Origin of the sequence: Trebonia sp. (assembly GCF_030042015.1) — a bacterium.
Taxonomy (GTDB): domain Bacteria; phylum Actinomycetota; class Actinomycetes; order Streptosporangiales; family Streptosporangiaceae; genus Trebonia.
In genome coordinates this window covers 1-18,757 of the sequence record NZ_JASIAL010000473.1, presented here as the reverse complement: position 1 = coordinate 18,757, position 18,757 = coordinate 1, and the positions used below count along the sequence as shown (strand labels likewise).

Here is an 18,757-nt window from a genome sequence, read left to right as displayed (position 1 = left end):
CCAGGTAAATGCCAGCATATGGGCATGCCGCTCGGAGGCGTCGATCTCAACCTGCTCGTGACATTGCGAGCGCTTCTCGAGGAGGAGAACGTCACGCACGCCGGAGCGCGGCTCGGCCTGAGCCAGCCCTCGATGTCGATCGCGCTCGGCCGGCTTCGGCGCCACTACAAGGACGAGTTGCTGGTCAGGAACGGGCGGGACTACTGCCTGACGCCGCTGGCGAAGTCGCTGCTGCCCGCGGTGTCGGAGTCGCTGCGACTGATGGACGCGGCCTTCGGACGGACCGAGACGTTCGTGCCCGGCAAGAGCGAGCAGGTCTTCAGCATCACGCTGTCGGACTACGCGGTGACCGTGCTCATCGAGCCGCTGCTGCGCCGGGTGCACGAGCAGGCCCCGATGGTGGGGCTGCGATTGTCGCCGATCCCGCGGGACATGCAGGACAGCGACCGGCGGCTGCGCGAGCACGACCTGCTCATCGGCCCAATGGGGTTCGCCTTTCCCGGCGAGTCCGAGGTGCTGTTCCGCGACCGGTTCGTGTGTGTGGTGGATCCGGCCAACCCCCGGCTGCGGGACGGCTGGCTGTCGCTCGAGGACATCGGCGCGCTGCCGCAGGCGGCTGCCTCATTCGGCCATGGCGGGCTGAACCCGCCCGAGCGGGTACTTGACGAACTCGGCGTGCGGCGGCGGGTACAGGTCCGGGTCACCGGGTGGCTGCCGCTGCCGTTCGTCGTCGCCGGGACGGACCTCTTGGCGATCGTCCCCGAGCGGCTGGCTCGCCGGGTGGCGGACCCGGCGGGGGTGCTCGTGGTGGAGCCGCCGTTCGGCACCGTGGAACTGATCGAGGCCGCCTGGTGGCACCCCACCCGGTCCGCCGACCCCGCGCTGTCCTGGCTGCGCGGAGTGCTGCGCGACACGGCGGGCGCGCTCAGCCCGGTACCGCGGCAGCGCTGAGCCGGATCGGGCGCGCCCCTCCGCGGTGAATTCCCATTGGCAATGCCTGACATAGCGGCGCCTGCTCGGTGTTACGTTCCCGGTCATGGGAGAACATGCGGGCCGGGTGGCCGTGATCACCGGCGGCGCGGGCGCCATCGGCGGCGCGATCGCGGCGGAACTGGCCGCCCGCGGGCATACCGTGGCGGTCCTCGACCAGGCCGGCGACCCGCCGGTCGACCTGTCTGTCGCTGACCAGGTGCACGCCGCCGCCGCCGCCGTGCTGCGCGCGCACGGCCGCTGCGACGTGCTGGTGCACGCCGCGGCCGCCTTCGACAAGGCGGACCTGGCCGCGGTAGACCTAGCCGGCTGGCGGCGGGTCCAGGCGGTCAACGTGGAGGCGGCGCTGCTGCTGGCCCAGGCGTTCGCTCCTGGCATGGCGGCGCGCGGTTTCGGCCGGATCATCTTCGTAGCCTCCGACACCGTCTGGTCGCCGCCCGCCGGTGACATGCTCGCCTACATCACCAGCAAGGGCGCGCTGATCGCGCTGGCCAGGACCCTCGCCGTCGGACTCGGCGGGGACGAAATCGCGGTCACCTGCGTCGCGCCCGGGCTGACCGACACCCCCGCCGCCCGGGTCGGCCAGCCCGCCGCGCTGTTCGAGGACGTGGTATCCCGCCAGGCGCTGCCGCGCCCGCTGGCGCCCGGCGACGTGGCCGCCACGGTGGCGTTCCTCGCCTCGGACGCCGCCGCCGCGCTCACCGGCCAGACGCTGTGCGTGGATGGAGGGCTGATTCCGCGATGACCTCGGCAAACGCACGGGTGGCGATCGTCACCGGGGGGGTCGGCGGCCTCGGCGGCGCGATCACGGCGCGGCTGCGCGCCGACGGATTCCGCGTGGCGATCGCGGACATCGACGCCCCCACCGCGGCCGACTCCGGGCCGGGGACGGAGCAGACGCTGATGGTGCGAGTCGACGTGACCGACCCGGACTCCGCCGCGGCGATGCGCGACGCCGTGCTCGGCCGGTGGGGCCGCGTCGACGTCCTAGTCAACAACGCCGGCATCGCCGGCCCGACCGCGCCGGTGACCGCCTACCCGCCGGGCGCCTGGCAGCGGGTGATCATGGTCAACCTCGTCGGCGTGTTCCACTGCACCCGCGCCTGCCTGCCGCCGATGATCGCCGGAGGCTACGGCCGGGTCGTGAACATCGCCTCAATCGCGGGGAAGGACGGCAATCCGGACATGTCCGCATACTCCGCGTCCAAGGCCGGCGTGATCGCCTTCACCAAGTCAGTGGGCAAGGAGACGGCCAAGACCGGTGTCCTGGTGAACTGCGTCGTGCCAGGAGTGATCGACGCTGGCCTCACCGACAAGGCGCCGGAAGAGGAGCGGCGGCTGTTTCTGTCGCGCATCCCGATGGGCCGCATGGGCCGACCGCAGGAACTGGCTGAGCTCGTGTCCTGGCTCGCCTCCGAGCGATGCTCGTTCAGCACCGGCGCGACGTTCGACCTGTCCGGTGGGCGCGCGGTCTACTGAGCCGACGGCGCGCTGTGCATACCAGCCATCACCAAACCCGATCGCTGGTGCACTGCCCGCGACGACCGCGCCGTGTTGAGATGAAGCCCAGCAATTGCCAGCAGCGATGAATGCGGAGCTTGCGATGCCCTCCATTCCCCGCCGGGTCGTGACCGGCCATGACGAGCGCGGTGTGTCCGTGTTCGCCGCCGACGGGCCCGTGCCCGTGGTGCGCACCGCGCCGGACGGCGCGTTCACGGCGGACCTGATGCAGACACTCGGCACGGGGGTGCTTGGCGGACTGCTACACGACCCGATCCGAGCGCCGGAGGCATAGGCGATGGACTGCGGACTGAGCGGCCGGACGGTCGTTGTCACCGGAGCCGCGCGCGGCCAGGGCGCCGCAGAGGCGGAGATCCTGGTCCGCGAGGGGGCGCGGGTTATCGGCGCGGATGTCCTCGACAGCGAGGGCAGGGCACTGGCAGCCCGGCTGACGACGGCCGGCCCGGGCTCCATGGAGTACTGGCACCTGGACGTATCAAGCGAGGAACAGTGGGCCGGCCTGGCGGCACACCTGGCCGGCGGTCCAGTCCATGGGCTAGTCAACAACGCCGGCGTCCCCTACCGGGCGCGGCTGCTCGACATGGACCTGGCCGGCTGGGAGCGGGTCATCGGGATCAACCTCACCGGAGCCATGCTCGGCATCCGGACCATGGTCCCGCTGATGCCGGAAAACGATGACGCCGCGATCGTGAACATCGGCTCCATCGCAGGGCTGACCGCACACCACGCGCTCGCGTACACCGTCTCGAAGTGGGGCCTGCGCGGACTGACCCGGGTCGCGGCACTCGAGCTCGCCAGGCGCGGCATCCGGGTGAACGCGGTGCATCCCGGCCCGATCGACACGCCGATCCTGGATGGCGCCGATCCGGTGTTCGTCCAGGCCAGCGTGACGCAGACCCTCGCGGGCCGGGAGGGGCGCCCGGAGGAGGTCGCCGATGTGGTCGTCTTCCTGCTATCGGCCCGCGCATCGTACATCAACGGGGCGGAGATCCCAGTCGACGGCGGCCACACAGCGCACGGCGGCGCCAAGTCGATCACGGACGCGCTGGCCGTGGCTCACGGCACAAGGTAACGCGCGGCCCGCGGCCCGCGGCCTAGTGCCTCGGACCGCGCGGCTGGCCCTTGCGTGCGTGCGGGACCGGCGGGAACGGAGCGGGCTCGACCACGCGGTTGCTGATCGTGCCGATGGCCTCGACCTCCAACGTGACCACGTCGCCGGGGACCAGCGGCGGCGGGACCCGCTCGCCGGCCCGGCCCCAGATCTCCGTGAGGCAACCACGCTGACAGGTTCCCGAGGCCAGGACATCACCCGGAGCGACCACCGAGCCGCGGGAGGCGAAGCTGATCAGCTCCGGGAAGGTGAACGCCATGTTGGCCAGGGAGTCCTCGCCGAGCAGCTGGCCGTTGATAGACGCGCGCATCGTCAGGTCGAGGAAGCCATCGACGGTCTTGTGCTGCTCAAGCTCGTCCGCGGTCACCAGGTAGGGGCCGAGCGTGTGCGCGCCGTCCTTGCCCTTGAAGAAACCGAAGGGCAGCTGGCCTTCCAGGCGCTGCAGATCCCGCGCCGACCAGTCGTTGAAGATCGTGTATCCGACGATCCCGGTCTCGGCTTCCTCCGGCGTGAGGTTCTTCCCGTAGGCGCCGTAGACGACGCCCACTTCCAGTTCGAGGTCGAACTGCTCGCAGTCCGGGAAGCGCTCCACATCATCGAAGGCACCGATACAGGCATGCGGGCTGGTGAAGAAGAAACACGGCGCCTCGTACCACCGCTGCGGCACTGGGTCTACGGCTCCCTCCTGGGACTTGCGGGCACCCTCGACGTGCGCTTCGAATGAGACGGAGTCGCGGATCGAGGCGGGATGCAGCGGTGGGAGCAGCCGGACGTCGGCAACCGCCGGGCCTGACGTACCGCGCAGCGCGGCGGCGCCAGAGTCGAGCAGGGCGGCGAGCCCCCCGCGCCCGATCACGCCATCGATGTCCTGGCCGGGGGCAAGCCCGTGCAGCCGGTCGCCGGCCCCGAGCACTCCGTCGATGACGGCCCCCTGATATTCATAGCGTGCGAACCTCATTTCAGCCCCTTCAGCTACGCGGCCACCGATCCATCGCCGCCGTCGATAGCGATCTCCGCTCCGGTGATGAACGCGGCGTCGTCACTTGCCAGGAACGCAGCGAGCTTGGCGACCTCATGCGCGTGCCCGTACCTGCCGAGGGGGATCTTCGCGAGGATCCCGGGCAGCGGCCCGTCCGGGTCGTCGATATACCGGGCGGTCTCGGGGGTGTAGATCAGGCCGGGCAGGATGGCGTTCACCCTGATCCCGTACGCGCCGCCGGCCACGCACAGGTGCTTGGTCATGGCCAGCACCCCGCCCTTGGCCGAGCCATGCGGCACCTGGCCGGCGAACCGGGCGCCGAGCTTCGCGGCGATCGAGGCGACGTTGACGATCGACCCGCCACCGCGGCTGACCAGTTCGAGCCAGGCGGCGCGCACTGAATACCAGACGATGTCCAGCTCGTTCTTGATCGTGAAGTGCCAATCAGCGTCGGACAGCTCCATGAGCGGGCCGTTGCGCAGTGCGGAAGCGTTGTTGTAGAGGATGTCCAGGCCGCCGAACTCCGCGACCGCCGCGTCCACCCACGCCCGCGCGCCGCTGGCGCTTGCCAGGTCGACCGGCGCGAGCGCCGCCATTACACCGCCGGCCTCGCTGACGAGCCGGACCGTCTCCGCGTTCGCCTTCTCATCCAGGTCACAGCCGAATACCGCGGCGCCCTGCGTGGCGAACTCAAGCGCCGCCGCGCGGCCCATGCCCCGCGCGGTCCCGCTGATCAGCGCGACCTTGCCGTCAAGCCGCCCCATCCTGCCCGCTCGCTCCCCTTCTTCCGTCGCACGCAACCCGCGCGAACGTCGTACGCGACGCTACAAGGGCACCGGGGCCGGGGGAAATCACCAAGCCATATGCCAGCCATTGGCACCTATGCGGCACCGACGGGGCGGGTTACGGGACTATCGCTGGCCGCGCCGGCCTGCCGGGGCGATGGCGGTCCTGCCTGGCACGACAACAACAGACGAAAAAGGAAGAGACGCCAAGCGCGCGGTCCTTCCCGTCGGGAGCTTCGAGCAGCACGGCGATTTCCGGCCTGACCTCGCTGGTCATCCTGAATTGCCACGGGGTAACCATCCCCGGCCTCCGCCGGCAAGGGAAAAGCGTTGCCTGCCTCACTGGGCAGCAGCCCGGTGTCCTCGATGTCCGAAGCCATCACAGCGTCGGGCTGGCCGGATTCGAACCGGCGACCTCCGCGACCCAAACGCGGCGCGCTAGCCAAACTGCGCTACAGCCCGTGCGTACCAGAGTCTAGCGTTCCGGGATGACGCATCGCGCGCCACGGACAGCCGACTGTCCGAGTCTGGGCAACGTCCCCGAGTATCGCCGACATGACGTCCGGGGCCCCGGTACTCGGTCGGGTCGCTCCGGCAGGCCGCGGGTTCGAGTCCCGCCAGCCCGACGTCAGGTTTCGGTACGGTCGTATCTCGATACGAAGATCAGCGCGGCGACGAAGACGGCGACCATCGCGATCAGCAGGGCCAGTTCGGCGGTGCTCGCCGCTGCCTCGCTGCTGAGCACGAAGAGGATCCTCCTGATCACGGCCACCAGGCCGACGGCGAGCAGCGGCTGGGTGACCAGGTGGTGCGCCCGCAGCGACAGCACCACGGTGTGCGTGATCTCGACCAGGATCAGCACGAGCAGGATCTGGTTGAGCAGGTTGACTGCCGCGGTCTCCACGGACTCGTGCGTGACGTCCCGGAAGAAATCGACGATCCCGAGCACGAGCACCACCACGGCCATGACGACCAGCAGCACGCCGACCACGACCGATATGAGGTCTTGCGCGTGCTCCAGCAGCCAGATCGTGCCCGCCACCCCACGCGGATGCTCCTTCTTCTCGGCTACATCGGACACTCCGGTTTCCTCCCGCCGCTGAGGTAGCCGCGATCGTAACAGTTTGCGGCCGATTGCGACATGGCGTCACGCAGGGGCGAACCCCTGCGCGGCGCGGTCGGCGGCGCCCGGGCCAAGATAGGACCCGAACGGTAGGGACAAAACGGGATAAAACCGGACACAAAAACTGCGTCTCGGGTCCTATGTTGTGCCGCGTCTCGAGCACTGGACATTCGCCGGGGAACCGCGCCTGGGCGGCGGGGCTATCGCGGCGCTAACTCGTGCGCAATCGGGACCAGGCGTCGCCGCCCACCGCGAGCAGCAGGATCAGGCCGACGGTGATCGGCTCATAGAGCGGGTTCCAGCCGAGCAGGGTGAAGCCGTTGTAGATGATCGCGATGAACAGCGTGCCGATCACCGTGCGCCAGATCGCGCCCTGGCCGCCCAGGATCGACGTGCCGCCGACCACGATGCCGGCCAGCACGGTGAACGTGAGCGAAGGCCCGCCGTAGGCGGACGACGCCGACAGCACCCGGGACGCGTCGATGATGCCGCCGAGGCCGGCGGCGCCGCCGCTGATCGCGAACGTGACCAGCTTGATCCACTGCACCCGCACACCCGCCAGCCGGGCGGCCTCGGCGTTGCTGCCCGCGGCGTACATGTAGCGGCCGGCGATCGTCCGCGACAGCACGATGCCGAGGATGATAACCACGCCGATCATCGTCCACGTCGCGGTCGTCACGTCGAGGAACTCCGTCCTGGCGAAGTTCGCGTAGCCGAGGGCGGTGCCGGCGTAGATCAGGTTCCCGTTGGTGACCAGGCTGGCGACGCCGGTGATCACGAACGACATCGCGAGCGTGGCGATCAGCGAGTTGATCCGGAAGAACGTCGCGATCACGCCGTTGATGGCGCCGACCCCGATGCCGACGAGGACCCCGACGATGATCGCGATGACCGGGTTGCCGGTCTCCGCCATCTTGGTCGCGATCACCTGGCACAGGGCGTAGGTCGCCCCGACCGACAGGTCGATGCCGCCCGCGATCAGCACCATCGTGCCGGCCGCCGCGATGATCACGGTCGATGACTGCTGGTCGAGGATCTCGAGCAGGTTCGTCTTGCCGTAGAAGAGCGAGCCCTGCCAGGCCGACAGCACGATGAACAGCAGGATGAACGGGTAGATGATCCCGCCCTCGCGCGCCCGGCCGAGGAACTCGGCCGGGCGGGCCCGGAGGATGGCCTGGACCGAGGCACCCGGCTTGCCCGCGCTCCCCGGCTTCTCCGGGGCGGGCGTGGCGGCCTGCGGCTGACTCATTCACGCACCTTTCTCGGTGGTACCGAACGCGGCGCCGAGGATCGCCGCCTCGGTCACCTCGTCGCCAGTGAGCTCAGCGACGACCCGGCCGCCGCGCATGACCAGCACGCGGTGGGCCAGGCCGAGTATTTCTTCGACGTCGGAGGAGATCAGCAGCACGCCGAGGCCGCCGCCGGTCAGCGAGGCAAGCAGCTCGTAGATCGCCCGCTTGGCCCCGACGTCCACGCCGCGGGTCGGCTCGTCCGCGATCAGCACCCGCGGATCGCGCAGCAGCGACCTGCCGAACAGCAGCTTCTGCTGGTTGCCGCCGGACAGCGCGCTCACGACCTGTCCGGGACCGGTGCCACGGACATCCACCCGGGTCAGCACCGCGCGCGCGGTCCGCCGCTCGGGGCCGGGCCTGACCAGGCCCGCCGTGCTCACCGCCGTCAGGTTGGCGAGGCTGACGTTCTCCAGGACCGACCGGGTGAGCAGCAGGCCCTGCTCCTTGCGCGACTCCGGGATCATCGCCACTCCCGCCCGCATGACGGCGCGCGGCGTGCCGGTCAGGGCGACCGTGCCGGTCCCTTCCCCGGCCACGCTGATCGTGCCGGCGCTGACCCGGTTCGCCCGGTAGATCGCGCGGGCCACCTCGGTGCGGCCCGCGCCGACCAGGCCGGCCAGCCCGAGGATCTCCCCCGCGCGCAGGTCGAACGACACGCCGTTCACTCCCGGCGCCACCAGGTCGCGGACCGAGAGCACCACCGGGGCGTCCGCCGCGGCGGAGTGCTTGGCCGGGAACGTCGCGTCGAACGACCGGCCGAGCATGGCCGCCATCAGCGACTCCTCGGTCTGCCCGGCGGCCGGCACCGTCCGCACCAGGCGGCCGTCGCGAAGGATCGTCACCTCGTCGGCGAGCTCGAGCACCTCGGTCAGGAAGTGCGAGACGAGCACCACGGTGGTGCCGTCCCTGGCGAGCTGGCGGATGACCTTGTGCAGGGCCTCCACGTCCGGTCGCGACAGCGCCGCGGTCGGCTCGTCCATCACGATCAGCTGAGCGTTGCGGCACAGCGCCCGGAGGATCTCGACCTTCTGCTGGTCGGCGGTGCGCAGCGACCCCGCGTTGGCGTCGCCGTCGAGCTCGAAGCCGACCGAGGCGGCCAGCTCCGTGTACTTGCGGCGCAGCCCGCGGCGGTTCTGGAAGCCTGCCTGCCGTGGCTCGACGCCGAGGAAGACGTTCTGCTCGACGGTCAGCGACGACACGATCGCCAGTTCCTGGGCGATCAGGATGACGCCGCGGGCGATCGCGTCCCTGGGCGAGTGGAAGCGGACCGGCTCGCCGTCAAGCAGGAGCTGGCCGCGATCAGGGGCGAGCGCCCCCGCGATGATCTTTCCGAGGGTGGACTTGCCTGCGCCGTTCTCCCCGACCAGGGCGTGGATCGACCCGCGGCCGACGGTCAGGCTGACGCCCTCCAGGGCGCGCGTCCCGCCGAAGGACTTGGAGATGTCCCGCAGCTCGACATGCGCGCCCTGGAGGTTTACGGCATCCGGCACGATCAGCCCGGCCACTCAGGGGTGAACTGGCTCGCGTCCGCCTTCGTGACAATCCCGCCGTCAGGCAAGCCGGCCACCGGGTTGATGGCGCCGCTGACCTTGCCGGTCTGGAGCGCCTCGACCAGCGCCTGGACGGCCAGCCGGCCCTCGCTGGCGGGCGCCTGGGCCACATCGGAGAATATGGTGCCCGCCTCGACCCCGGCCACCGCCGCGGCGCTCGCCCCGTACCCGACGAGGAGCAGCTTGCCTGAGTAGGACTTGTCCGTGGTCGTGAGCGCGGTCATGGCACCCTCGATGCCCTGGTCGGAACCGACGATCAGGTTCAGGGTCGGCTGCGCCGCCAGCATCGTCTCCACTGCGGTCAGGCCGATCGCCGGGGTGAAGTAGGACTGGCCGTACGTCACGACCTTGACCGGGGAGCCCTTGATCGCCGCGGTGAACGCACCGTAGATCGCGGTGTCAAGCGAGGAGTCCTTGATGTCGTAGAGGTAGCCGACCTTGCACGGGTTCAGGCTCTTGGAGGCGCACGCGGCCACCACCTGCTGGCCGAGCTGGGTGCCGATCGTCGTCGGCACGAACGTCACGTTGGCCGAAAGCCCCGTCACCTGCGGCGCGTCGGTGTCCAGGGCCGGTCCGAGGATCTGGTCCATGTTCACGACCTTGATCCCCTTGGCGATCGCCTCCTCGACGAGGCTGACCAGGCTGGTGCTCTCGATCGGCTGGGTGATGATGCCGTTGTACTGGCCGGAGTTGATGACGGTCTGCAGCTCGTCGTATTGCGTCTGCGGGCTGTTGTCCGCGTCGAACACCTTCAGCGTGGCCCCGTAGGTGTCCGCCACGGCCTGCGCCGCCGCCAGCATCGGGGCGTCGTAGGTGTTGTCAACGGCGAACGACATGTAGGCGATGTGCATGGGCTTCGGCGAGGCCGAAGGACTCGCCGACGGCGAGGTCGAGGGAGTGGTGCTGCTGCTACTGCTGCTACTGCTGCAGGCAGCGAGCGCGAGCGTCGTGGCGGCCAACGCCGCCACGACGGCACTGCGGCGGAGGCACCGCGTTGCCGGGATATATGACACGGCTAAACTCCTTTTGTGCTCGCTCACTGGGAGGTGGGTTAGCGGTTAGTCCGGTGGGTCGGGCGGCAGCCCGGCTCACCGGTTTGTTCATGCGGATAGCTCAACAGCGCAGCCACGCCTGGCCGGACCCGGCGGATGCTGCCTTCATATGAACCTCCACTCTGAGGCGGGACACATCGCTCCCGAAGGGGGTCCCCGTCAGCGGACTGTTGTCCGCAACACGGTCACTTGAGCTTGATCGGAAGCGTGTCTGTTTCTGCGGCAGGTGTCAAGAGCTAACGTTCGGCTTACGCACAAATGAGACTTACCAGTGATGTCCGCCCTGCGGACGCGGCAGCCTGGCACGGCTTCGGCAGGGCAGGTCCGCACCGTCTGGCGACCGACAGGCGGCACACCGAACCGGTGGCGGTTCCTGCCGCACGCCGCTGACGGACACCTGTCCGCTAGACGGACACCATCTTTCCGGGCGGAGGGCGGGCGGGGGAGGCGCCACGGATCGTTCGGGATAATGAAATGGGTCACAGGGAAACCTCCGAGCGGTCCCCGGCCCATAGCGTGTGGAACGAGCCGTCACGGTCCGTGCGGCGGTATGTGTGCGCGCCGAAGTAATCGCGCAGGCCCTGCACCAGCGCGGCAGGCAGGCGCGGCGCGCGCAGCGCGTCGTAGTAGGCGAGGGCGGCGGAGAACCCTGGCACCGGCACGCCGATGCGGGCCGCCGTGGCCACCACCTCGCGCCAGGCATCCTGGGCGTCCGCGACCTCCCGGCCGAAATCCGGGTCGGCGAGCAGCGTCGGCAGCCGCGGGTCGCTCGCGTAGGCGGCGCGGATCCGGTCGAGGAACTTGGCGCGGATGATGCAGCCACCGCGCCAGATCACGGCCATGGCGCCCAGGTCGATGTCCCAGCCGTATTCGGCGCTGCCGGCCGCGATCATGTTCCAGCCTTGGGCGTACGAGACCAGCTTGGAGGCGTAGAGAGCCTGCTCCACCTGGCCGGCGAAGCTGGCCGCGTCGGGGACGGCCCGCCGCCGCGGTCCGGGCAGGCCGCGGGCGGCGGCGCGCAGGTCGGTGTGGCCGGACAGCGACCTGGCGAACACGGCCTCGGCGATGCCGCTGACCGGCACCCCCAGGTCAAGGGCGTCCTGGACGGTCCAGCGGCCGGTGCCCTTCTGTTCGGCCTCATCTTCGACGATGTCGACGAAGGGCTGCTTGGTGGCCGCGTCCGTGTGCGCGAGGACCTCCGCGGTGATCTGGATCAGGTAGGAGTCGAGGCGGCCGGTGTTCCATGTCCTGAAGGTGCCGGCGATCTCTTGCGGCTCCTCGCCTGCGGCGTGCCTGAGCAGGTCATACGCCTCGGCGATCAGCTGCATGTCGGCGTACTCGATGCCGTTGTGCACCATTTTCACGAAATGGCCGGCTCCGTCTGGGCCGACGTGCGTGCAGCATGGCGTGCCGTCGACCTTGGCGGCGATCGTCTCGAGCATGGGGCCGAGGTCTTTATAGCTTTGGGTGGAGCCGCCTGGCATGATCGACGGGCCGTTGAGCGCGCCCTCCTCGCCGCCAGACACGCCCATCCCGACGAAGTGGATGTCGCTTTGCCTTAGCTGCGCCTCTCGGCGGCGGGTGTCCTTGAAGTGCGCGTTGCCGCCGTCGATGAGCATGTCGCCCGGCTGCAGGAGCGGGGCGAACTCCTCGATCACCGCGTCCGTGGCCGGGCCGGCGTTCACCATGATGACGATCCGCCGTGGCGTCTCGAGGGAGCTGACGAACTCCCGCGCGGTCTCGCTGGGGATGAAGGTGCCCTCGTGGCCGAAGCTGTCCATGACTTCGGTCGTCCGCGCGGTCGTCCGGTTGTGCAGGGCGGTCGCGAAGCCGTGACGGGCGAAGTTGCGGGCGAGGTTACGGCCCATCACGCCGAGTCCGGTGACGCCTATCTGCGCTTCGGGTGTGGCGGGCATGTCGTGCTCTTCTCTGTCTGGTGTCTGCGCTGGTGCCTGGTGCCTGGGTCCTGCGCTGGCGGTGGACTCGCGGTGGGCTCGCGGTGGGCTCCGCGGCTGTGGCAGCGATTCTCGCACAGCGGCGGGACGGGGCGGCGGTGCAGGCGGGCGGCACCCGGTCCGCTCAGCTGTCGGCGGCCACAGTGCGGACAGTGGGCACAGTGCGGACAGCGGGCACGAGCCGGTACGCTACCCGTGACGACCTGTCGGCGCGAAAGGTGCGTGAGCGCGCTTCTGCGCCTGGCAGACCGCGCGGGCGTAGCTCAATGGCAGAGCCCCAGCCTTCCAAGCTGGTCATGCGGGTTCGATTCCCGTCGCCCGCTCTTTCGCGTCCTGGCCGGTCAGGCGAATTTTTCGGTGTTCGATAACCCGCTCTCCGAGTGCCCTGCGGCGCTCGCGTGCCACGCACGTGCCACACGGCGTTTTGTCACGCGCCCTGCTCGCCGCGTCCCCGCCCGGCAGACGGCTGGTCCGCGGCGGTCCGGACCTCGCGCACGAACGTGCCGAGTGCCTTCGCGATGGCCTGGTCGCGGTCGCGGGAGGCGTGCTGGTAGATCAGCGCGGCCCGCATGCTGGAGTGGCCCAAGCGCGCCATCAGTTCTCTCAGGGTCGCGCCAGCGGCGGCCGTGAGCGTGCCGCCCGTGTGCCGCAGGTCGTGCTTATGCCGACGTCGGCATAACCATGACCATCGGCCCGGGCGTGGTGCGAGCCGGTGCGGGTGTAGCCCGCTTCCCGCTGGAAGTAGCCGAAGCCGGCCTGGACGGCCTGCATGATCAGCTCGTCTACCTCGGCGACTAGGCCTGACCAGTAGCGTTCGCCAGCGATGTCGCCGACCTCGCGGGCCAGACGGGCGTTCTCGCCCAGAGAGGCGTGGAAGATGCTGATCGACTTCGACAGGGAAAGGGTCAGGTCGAAGAACAAAGGGCTCTGGCGGGCCTGCCGGGCTGCCTGGACACGCAGTTCTCGCTTACGCTCGGCGGTGGCTTGCGGTTCGGCGGCTGGGAGGCCGGCGTAGATCCCGGCCGCCTTCTTGCTGCCCGCGGGCGGGCGGCTCAGGGGAGAGCCGTCGGGGGTCCTGCGCTCGCCGAACAGCAGCTCATATTCCTTGCGCTCGACCAGCTGGCCCGGCGCAAAGCCGAGCGCCTGCGTGGCCGGGCCCCACCAGCGGCCAGGAAGTTCGCTGCCTTTCTCGGTGGGCTCGATGTAGTAGCCGGCCGGGTTCTGCGCCAGGGACGGGTCGATCTGCCTCCAGACGTAGTCCAGGTCGTAGCCCTTGCTAAGTGTGCCGACGACAGCCAGGGGCTACCTCCGCCCCGCAAAGCGGGCGGAACTGACCATGATCATCAGGTGGTGCATGGGTGTGTCTCTCGGGGTGAAATGTGTCTCTCGGGTTGAAATGTCCGATTTCTGTATTTGCCCAGGTCAGACTGTGTTCTTGATGCCATTGCGTGCGCGGCGTGTGTCGTGGACATGCGCGGGTCGTGTGAGCAGGTCGCAAATCGGGAAACCGGTGTGCCGTTGCCTGTAAGTCCCGCGATGCTGGCGCGGAGGTGAGTCTCGGGGCCGCAGGGTTCCTTCATCGCCGCGGCCGGTTCGGTGACCTTCAGGTTAGAGGAAGCGGATGAAGGCGGTCCGGTTGACGGTGTCCGGGCTGAGAGGCTGGCTCACGAGACTGTCCCGGTGCCTGTGCCGGATTGGCTCAGGGGGTAGTGCGGTGCGGGTGCCGCCGGGGGCCCGGTTTTCCTGACCTGCCGCGGTCCGGTTCAGGAACGTGCCTTGTTCAGCCCGGCCATCAGCCGCCGGTTGGCTTCCCGTGCGGCGGCGAGTTCTTCCTCGCGTTCTTCGGCGCGGCGGCGCAGGTCGAGGTTCTCCTGCTGGAGGGCCTGGACCTGGTCCTTCAGCGCGGCGATGCCGGGCGGCGGGCCGAGGCCGGTGCGCTGGCTGACCTGGGTGCCTAGCAGTTCGGACAGCCGGTCTTGGAGGCTGCTGGCGTGCTGTTCGAGGCGCCGGCTGCGTTCGCGGAGGTTGGCGTTGTCGGCCTGCAGCGACCGGCGGCTGACGGTGCTGGCTGCGGCTGGGCCGCTGGTGACGGGGTCCTCGGCGGCGGCGATGACGGCGGCGCGCAGGTCGGGGTGGCGGTGGATGAACGACCGGTGGACGCGGGCGCGGGCGGCGACCGAGGAGATGGTGATCTCGGCGGCCTGGGCGCGCATCTCGGCCAGGGCCTGGCGGACGCGCTGCCGCCGGCGTGCCACGTCGCGGCGGCGGGCCTCGGCGAGCGCGGTTGTCCCGGTCACCAGCGGGTCACCCGCCGTCGGCTGCGGGCCGGATGGCGGGCATGCCGAGGCTGACGGTCTGCCGGGCGGCGCAGATCGCGGCCACGGCCTGCCGGATCTGCGCCCGGTCGGTGTCGCTGAGGGTTTCCAGGTCGGCCTCGATCCGGCGGATGAGCTCCCGGACCTGGCTGACCTGCTCACCGGGCGGGGCGGCCTGGGCGCGTGCCCAGGGCTGCAGGCCGGTGGCGGCGCGCAGGCGTTCCCGGTCGGCCAGCAGCTGCTGGAGGTAGGACTTGAGCTCGGGCAGGTAGGACGGGTCGCTGCGGAAATGCCCGCAGCCGGTGCACGTGTACTTGCAGGGGCAGGCGTGGCCGCCGGCCTTGACGTTGGACGGCTCGGTGCACACGCCGAACGGGACGGCGACCTGGCCGACGCGCATGCGGGCGTGCTCGTCGGACAGCAGCCCGGCGATGCCGGTGAAGACGCGCTGCCCGGCGGCGTTGAACTGGTGGCGGGCGACCTTGTCGACGGCGGTGCGCAGCCGGTTCTCGGTGATCCGGTAGTAGCCGGTGGTGGTGCGCATGGAGCGGTGCGACATCAGCTCGCGCAGCACGTCGGGCTGGACCCCGGCATCCGCGTGCCGTTGGGCGTAGGAGTGCCGGTAGGCATACGGCACGACCAGGGCGGGATTGACCTGCTGGCCGTCGGCGTCGAGCAGCAGGTGCGCGATCTCGTCGGCGAAGACACGGTGGGCGTTGCCGTAGGCGTCGGCGCGGATCGGCTTGGTGCCGTCCCTGTTGCCCCTGTCGCAGGGGAACAGCGCCAGGTCACCGGGCCGGGTGCGCGGGTAGCGGCGGCGGGTCCAGTCCTTCTGCGCGGTGATGACGGCGGCGGTGGCCTCGCTGACGGGCAGGCGCCGGCCGGGCCGGTTGTTCTTGGCGTCGGTATAGATCAGCACCGGGCTGCCGGACGGGTCCCGTTCCAGGCAGTCCCACCCCAGGGTGCAGATCTCATCGGGGCGGCGGCCGGTGTCGATGAGCAGTTCGGTGATCCGCCGCTCGGGCACGCCGCAGCGCTTTTCGAACACCTCCAGGTTCTCAGCGATCACTTTCAGCACCATGTCGGGCAGGCTGCGCGGCCGGGGCACACGGTCGGGGTGTTTGGGGATGTCGCTGCGGCGCAAGACGAAGGAGGCGGGAAGGCCGGCGGCGATTTCTCCCGTGCCGGTTATGCCCAGGGCGTGCACGTCGTTGAGGAGCCGGAAGATGCGGCGGGTCAGGCGCAGCCGGGACTCCGGAGTCATCTCCCCGGTCCGCTGCTGGTGCGCCAGCCGGCTGGCGAACGCGGTAATGTCCTGGCGGCCGAGCGCGGCGGGGTGGTGCCCGCCGTCGTCGCGGGACAGGCGCAGGCTGAGCGACAGCACTTCGGCTGCGCGGATGGTGTCCCGGGCGGAGTCGGCGGGCGCCCGGCCGCGGCGCAGCGGAAGGTCCTCGGCCGCCCACCATTTGACCGCCTCGCGCAGCCACCGCTGGCTGATGCCGGTGAAGTCCAGCTTGCCGGGCAGCCCGAATACCCGAAGCTGCCAGACGTCCCTGGCCCGCTCCTTCTCCGGCCCGGACAGCAGGCAGTACAGCTCCGATACCAGCCACCGCAGCAGCTGGCGGGCATCAGGGCGGATTTCCGCGCCGGGGACCCGGGCCAGGTCCAGCACGCTGCCCGCCTGCCGGGCGTGCAGCAGCTTGACCAGGCAGCGGGTCGAGGTGGGCAGGGTCTTCAGCCCGGCGTCGGTGCGCCGCTGCAGCCCGGCCAGCAGCTCTGCGATCACGCGCTCGGGCAGGCCGCGCAGGACGACCTCGTGCCCGGCCACGTCCGCCGGGGCAGCGTGCCGTGCCCACTCGGCCAGGACCGCGCCGCCGTGATCACGGCGGTGGCGGCACCACGCGATGCTGTGAGCGCTGCACATTCCCGAGCGGTTCGCCGCCGCGGCCGCGCACGACGCCACGATGCAGGCCCCGAACGAGGGCAGCGGCCCGGCCTCCGGCCGGGCCAGCCACAACTCGGCCGGCAGGCCAGGATGCCGCCGGCGCTGCGCGGCGTGGGCAGCGCACAGCCGCTCACCGGACTCACCCGGGCGCGGGCAGCCCGTCACCAGGCAAGGCCGCTCACCGCGGGACCTGCCGCCGCAGGGCCGGGCGAGGAAGTCCTCCCATGCCAGCTCGCCGGCCTTCCACCGCTTGCGGCACGTCACGCACAGGTCCGCCCGCCTGTGCGCGGCCGAGGCGGTGCAGCCGGCCACCGCGCATTCCCTCAGGCTGAGCAGCGGGTCACCGCGCACCGGGGTAAGGACCTGTGCCACGGGATCCCAGCCTGCCCGGGCCAGGAAGTCCGGCCGCAGCATGCCCCGCAGGACGGCCAGCTCATCGCCGGCTGCGGCGTCCGGACAGGGAACCGCCGCCAGCTGCGCGGTCACCGGAGGACCTCGTGAGCGCTGCCGCGCGGCACCGGGACCCGGTCGACCGCTTCCCGCAGCCGCTCATGGCCGGGGTGCAGGTAGACCGCGCTGGCGGTGAACGACTGGTGCCCCAGCAGGTCCCTGATCTCATCCAGCGTCGCGCCCGAGGCCGACACGTTGGCCGCGAACCCGTGCCGGGCCATGTGCGGGCGGGCGCGCCGGCCCAGTCCCGCCCGCTCCGACAGTGCCTCCAGCAGCTCGTTGAGCGCGCCGGGCCGCATCGGCCCGCCGACCTGGCCGCGGGCGAGGTTGACCAGCAGGAAATCGCACGACTGAGCGGGCAGGCAGGCATCCCGGTCGCTCATGTACTGGTCGTATGCCTGCACGACCAGCCAGTCGGCGGGCACCGCCCGGGACCGCCGCGACTTGGCCGCGGCCCCGTTGGGGTTGTCCCGGCGCCGGACGTGCACATGCGGTCCCTTCACGCCGCAGCCGAGCCGGGTGGCGTCCGGCACGAAGTGCACGTCCTCCCGCCGCAGCCCGGCCAGCTCGCCGCGCCGCAGCCCCGTCCGCCACAGCGCCAGCACGATGAACCGGTCCCGCGCGTTCCGGCACGCCCGCAGCAGCTCCAGGACCTCCTCGTCGCTGATGGCCTCGGCTTCGCGTTCCGGCTCGCGCAGCCGGTGCCGGGGCCGCAGCCGGGCACCGGCGAGACCCTCGCCGCGAGCCTCCGCAGGCACCGGCCGGTCACCGGCCACCTCGAACAGCGCCCGCAGCGTGCCCGGCCCGGCCAGCCCGGCCGAGACGGCATGCCGGAAGAACTCCCGCACCGCCGCCAGCACGCAGTTGACCCGCCGCTCGCCCCGCACCGGCCGGGACAGATCCGGCGGCCCGGCCCGTCCCGGCTCGTGGTAGCGCAGCCAGTGCACGAACCGGCCCAGGACCTGAGGAGCCCGCTGCCACTCCAGGCCCGCCCCCGCGCACCAGTCAAGAAACAGCGCCAGCGAGATCGCATACGCCCTCGTGCTCGACTCCGCCCGGTCCCGGCCCAGCCGCAGGTGCAGCAAGAACCCGTCCGCCGCCCCGTGAACCCCCAGCCGTCGTCCGCCACTGTCCAGTACCGGACCCCCGACGGCAGCCGCACCGCGAACGCACGGTATCTCTCCACCCAGCTCCCACCCCCGACACGACTCAGATGACACGCAACGTTACCGATCAGCTACCAGAATGGGTGCGCGACGCGCCGACTTACGCTGTCGGGCACCGATCACCCCAAGCCGGAATGCGACAGTCCGCGACGCGGCGAAGGCCCCGAGGAAAGGGTGTGACGGCTTGGAAGATCATGGATCAAGGATGACAAACAAAGCCAGCAAGATCATTTAGGAGAGCGGCCGCACAGCGCGGCAAGCAGAGAGGCGGGACTAGTGAATACGTGGTCCGCAGCAGCTGGCATCAAGCGATGCTAGACGTATGGCTAAGTGGGTAGCTCCGTTAATTCGTCGTGGGTTCAGTTGCCGGGTTCGTGGCCGAGGCCGGCGAGGTGGACGGTGCAGGCGGTGTCGAGGGCTTGCTGGGGTGTTCCGGTGGGCAGTCCGGTGAGCAGGATGGCGTCTTCGTACCGGTCGTGGGCGGCGGAGTAGATCGCGAAGCCGAAGGAGTGGGCTGAGCCGC

Annotated in this window: 17 protein-coding genes and 2 tRNA genes; 6 read left to right on the top strand and 13 right to left on the bottom strand. The window is 70.5% G+C overall.

The window, feature by feature from the left end; translation table 11 throughout:
• Positions 1 to 24: 24 nt before the first annotated feature.
• From Q1N79_RS25095 to Q1N79_RS25075, 5 genes are all read left to right on the top strand, one after another.
• On the top strand, positions 25 to 951 hold the full coding sequence (locus Q1N79_RS25095; protein WP_300613064.1) for a LysR family transcriptional regulator: 927 nt from the start codon (positions 25 to 27) through the stop codon (positions 949 to 951).
• A gap of 85 nt (positions 952 to 1,036) precedes the next feature.
• Positions 1,037 to 1,735, top strand: a complete 699-nt coding sequence (locus tag Q1N79_RS25090) for an SDR family NAD(P)-dependent oxidoreductase (RefSeq protein ID WP_300613062.1) — start codon at positions 1,037 to 1,039, stop codon at positions 1,733 to 1,735.
• Positions 1,732 to 2,469 (top strand): SDR family NAD(P)-dependent oxidoreductase, encoded by a 738-nt coding sequence (locus tag Q1N79_RS25085; RefSeq protein WP_300613060.1) that lies wholly within the window; start codon positions 1,732 to 1,734, stop codon positions 2,467 to 2,469. Before Q1N79_RS25090 ends, Q1N79_RS25085 begins: the two co-directional genes overlap by 4 nt.
• A 124-nt stretch (positions 2,470 to 2,593) precedes the next feature.
• The gene (locus Q1N79_RS25080; RefSeq protein WP_300613056.1) at positions 2,594 to 2,785 is read left to right on the top strand and encodes a hypothetical protein; all 192 of its coding nucleotides are present in this window, start codon (positions 2,594 to 2,596) and stop codon (positions 2,783 to 2,785) included.
• A gap of 3 nt (positions 2,786 to 2,788) precedes the next feature.
• Positions 2,789 to 3,583, top strand: coding sequence for an SDR family NAD(P)-dependent oxidoreductase (locus Q1N79_RS25075; RefSeq protein WP_300613054.1), 795 nt, complete (start codon positions 2,789 to 2,791; stop codon positions 3,581 to 3,583).
• A gap of 22 nt (positions 3,584 to 3,605) precedes the next feature.
• Here Q1N79_RS25075 and Q1N79_RS25070 read toward each other — a convergent pair whose 3' ends face one another.
• From Q1N79_RS25070 to gndA, 8 genes are all read right to left on the bottom strand, one after another.
• On the bottom strand, positions 3,606 to 4,580 hold the full coding sequence (locus Q1N79_RS25070) for a fumarylacetoacetate hydrolase family protein (protein WP_300613051.1): 975 nt from the start codon (positions 4,578 to 4,580) through the stop codon (positions 3,606 to 3,608).
• A gap of 14 nt (positions 4,581 to 4,594) precedes the next feature.
• The gene (locus tag Q1N79_RS25065) at positions 4,595 to 5,365 is read right to left on the bottom strand and encodes an SDR family NAD(P)-dependent oxidoreductase (protein ID WP_300613049.1); all 771 of its coding nucleotides are present in this window, start codon (positions 5,363 to 5,365) and stop codon (positions 4,595 to 4,597) included.
• Positions 5,366 to 5,773: 408 nt separating this feature from the next.
• Positions 5,774 to 5,848, bottom strand: a tRNA-Pro gene (locus tag Q1N79_RS25060).
• Between the two features lie 166 nt (positions 5,849 to 6,014).
• Positions 6,015 to 6,467: a phosphate-starvation-inducible PsiE family protein gene (locus Q1N79_RS25055; protein ID WP_300613047.1), complete on the bottom strand. Its 453-nt coding sequence runs from the start codon at positions 6,465 to 6,467 to the stop codon at positions 6,015 to 6,017.
• 253 nt (positions 6,468 to 6,720) lie between these two features.
• On the bottom strand, positions 6,721 to 7,758 hold the full coding sequence (locus tag Q1N79_RS25050) for an ABC transporter permease (RefSeq protein WP_300613045.1): 1,038 nt from the start codon (positions 7,756 to 7,758) through the stop codon (positions 6,721 to 6,723).
• A complete protein-coding gene (locus Q1N79_RS25045) occupies positions 7,759 to 9,291 on the bottom strand; it encodes a sugar ABC transporter ATP-binding protein (RefSeq protein WP_300613043.1) in 1,533 nt (510 codons plus the stop codon). It abuts the gene before it with no gap.
• A 2-nt stretch (positions 9,292 to 9,293) separates the two neighbouring features.
• Entirely contained in the window at positions 9,294 to 10,319 is a 1,026-nt protein-coding gene (locus Q1N79_RS25040; protein ID WP_300613041.1) for a sugar ABC transporter substrate-binding protein, read from the bottom strand.
• Between the two features lie 563 nt (positions 10,320 to 10,882).
• A complete protein-coding gene (gene gndA, locus Q1N79_RS25035; protein WP_300613039.1) occupies positions 10,883 to 12,319 on the bottom strand; it encodes an NADP-dependent phosphogluconate dehydrogenase in 1,437 nt (478 codons plus the stop codon).
• Between the two features lie 291 nt (positions 12,320 to 12,610).
• Between gndA and Q1N79_RS25030 the strand changes: the two genes are divergently transcribed.
• A tRNA-Gly gene (locus Q1N79_RS25030) sits at positions 12,611 to 12,681 on the top strand.
• Between the two features lie 104 nt (positions 12,682 to 12,785).
• Here Q1N79_RS25030 and Q1N79_RS25025 read toward each other — a convergent pair.
• The 5 genes from Q1N79_RS25025 to Q1N79_RS25005 all read right to left on the bottom strand — a co-directional run bounded on the left by Q1N79_RS25025 (position 12,786) and on the right by Q1N79_RS25005 (position 18,153).
• Positions 12,786 to 12,953: a hypothetical protein gene (locus tag Q1N79_RS25025; RefSeq protein WP_300613037.1), complete on the bottom strand. Its 168-nt coding sequence runs from the start codon at positions 12,951 to 12,953 to the stop codon at positions 12,786 to 12,788.
• An 8-nt stretch (positions 12,954 to 12,961) separates the two neighbouring features.
• Complete coding sequence (locus Q1N79_RS25020) at positions 12,962 to 13,588, bottom strand: relaxase domain-containing protein (RefSeq protein ID WP_300613116.1); 627 nt, start codon at positions 13,586 to 13,588, stop codon at positions 12,962 to 12,964.
• Between the two features lie 533 nt (positions 13,589 to 14,121).
• On the bottom strand, positions 14,122 to 14,655 hold the full coding sequence (locus tag Q1N79_RS25015) for a DUF6262 family protein (RefSeq protein ID WP_300613035.1): 534 nt from the start codon (positions 14,653 to 14,655) through the stop codon (positions 14,122 to 14,124).
• 7 nt (positions 14,656 to 14,662) lie between these two features.
• Complete coding sequence (locus tag Q1N79_RS25010; protein ID WP_300613033.1) at positions 14,663 to 17,104, bottom strand: tyrosine-type recombinase/integrase; 2,442 nt, start codon at positions 17,102 to 17,104, stop codon at positions 14,663 to 14,665.
• Positions 17,101 to 18,153 (bottom strand): tyrosine-type recombinase/integrase, encoded by a 1,053-nt coding sequence (locus Q1N79_RS25005; protein WP_300613031.1) that lies wholly within the window; start codon positions 18,151 to 18,153, stop codon positions 17,101 to 17,103. Before Q1N79_RS25005 ends, Q1N79_RS25010 begins: the two co-directional genes overlap by 4 nt.
• Positions 18,154 to 18,757: the final 604 nt, after the last annotated feature.

Coding starts and splice junctions, on each gene's coding strand:
- Q1N79_RS25095 (WP_300613064.1), top strand. CDS start 25: ATGCCGCTCGGAGGCGTCGATCTCAACCTGCTCGTGACATTGCGAGCG.
- Q1N79_RS25090 (WP_300613062.1), top strand. CDS start 1,037: ATGGGAGAACATGCGGGCCGGGTGGCCGTGATCACCGGCGGCGCGGGC.
- Q1N79_RS25085 (WP_300613060.1), top strand. CDS start 1,732: ATGACCTCGGCAAACGCACGGGTGGCGATCGTCACCGGGGGGGTCGGC.
- Q1N79_RS25080 (WP_300613056.1), top strand. CDS start 2,594: ATGCCCTCCATTCCCCGCCGGGTCGTGACCGGCCATGACGAGCGCGGT.
- Q1N79_RS25075 (WP_300613054.1), top strand. CDS start 2,789: ATGGACTGCGGACTGAGCGGCCGGACGGTCGTTGTCACCGGAGCCGCG.
- Q1N79_RS25070 (WP_300613051.1), bottom strand. CDS start 4,580: ATGAGGTTCGCACGCTATGAATATCAGGGGGCCGTCATCGACGGAGTG.
- Q1N79_RS25065 (WP_300613049.1), bottom strand. CDS start 5,365: ATGGGGCGGCTTGACGGCAAGGTCGCGCTGATCAGCGGGACCGCGCGG.
- Q1N79_RS25050 (WP_300613045.1), bottom strand. CDS start 7,758: ATGAGTCAGCCGCAGGCCGCCACGCCCGCCCCGGAGAAGCCGGGGAGC.
- gndA (WP_300613039.1), bottom strand. CDS start 12,319: ATGCCCGCCACACCCGAAGCGCAGATAGGCGTCACCGGACTCGGCGTG.
- Q1N79_RS25025 (WP_300613037.1), bottom strand. CDS start 12,953: ATGGCGCGCTTGGGCCACTCCAGCATGCGGGCCGCGCTGATCTACCAG.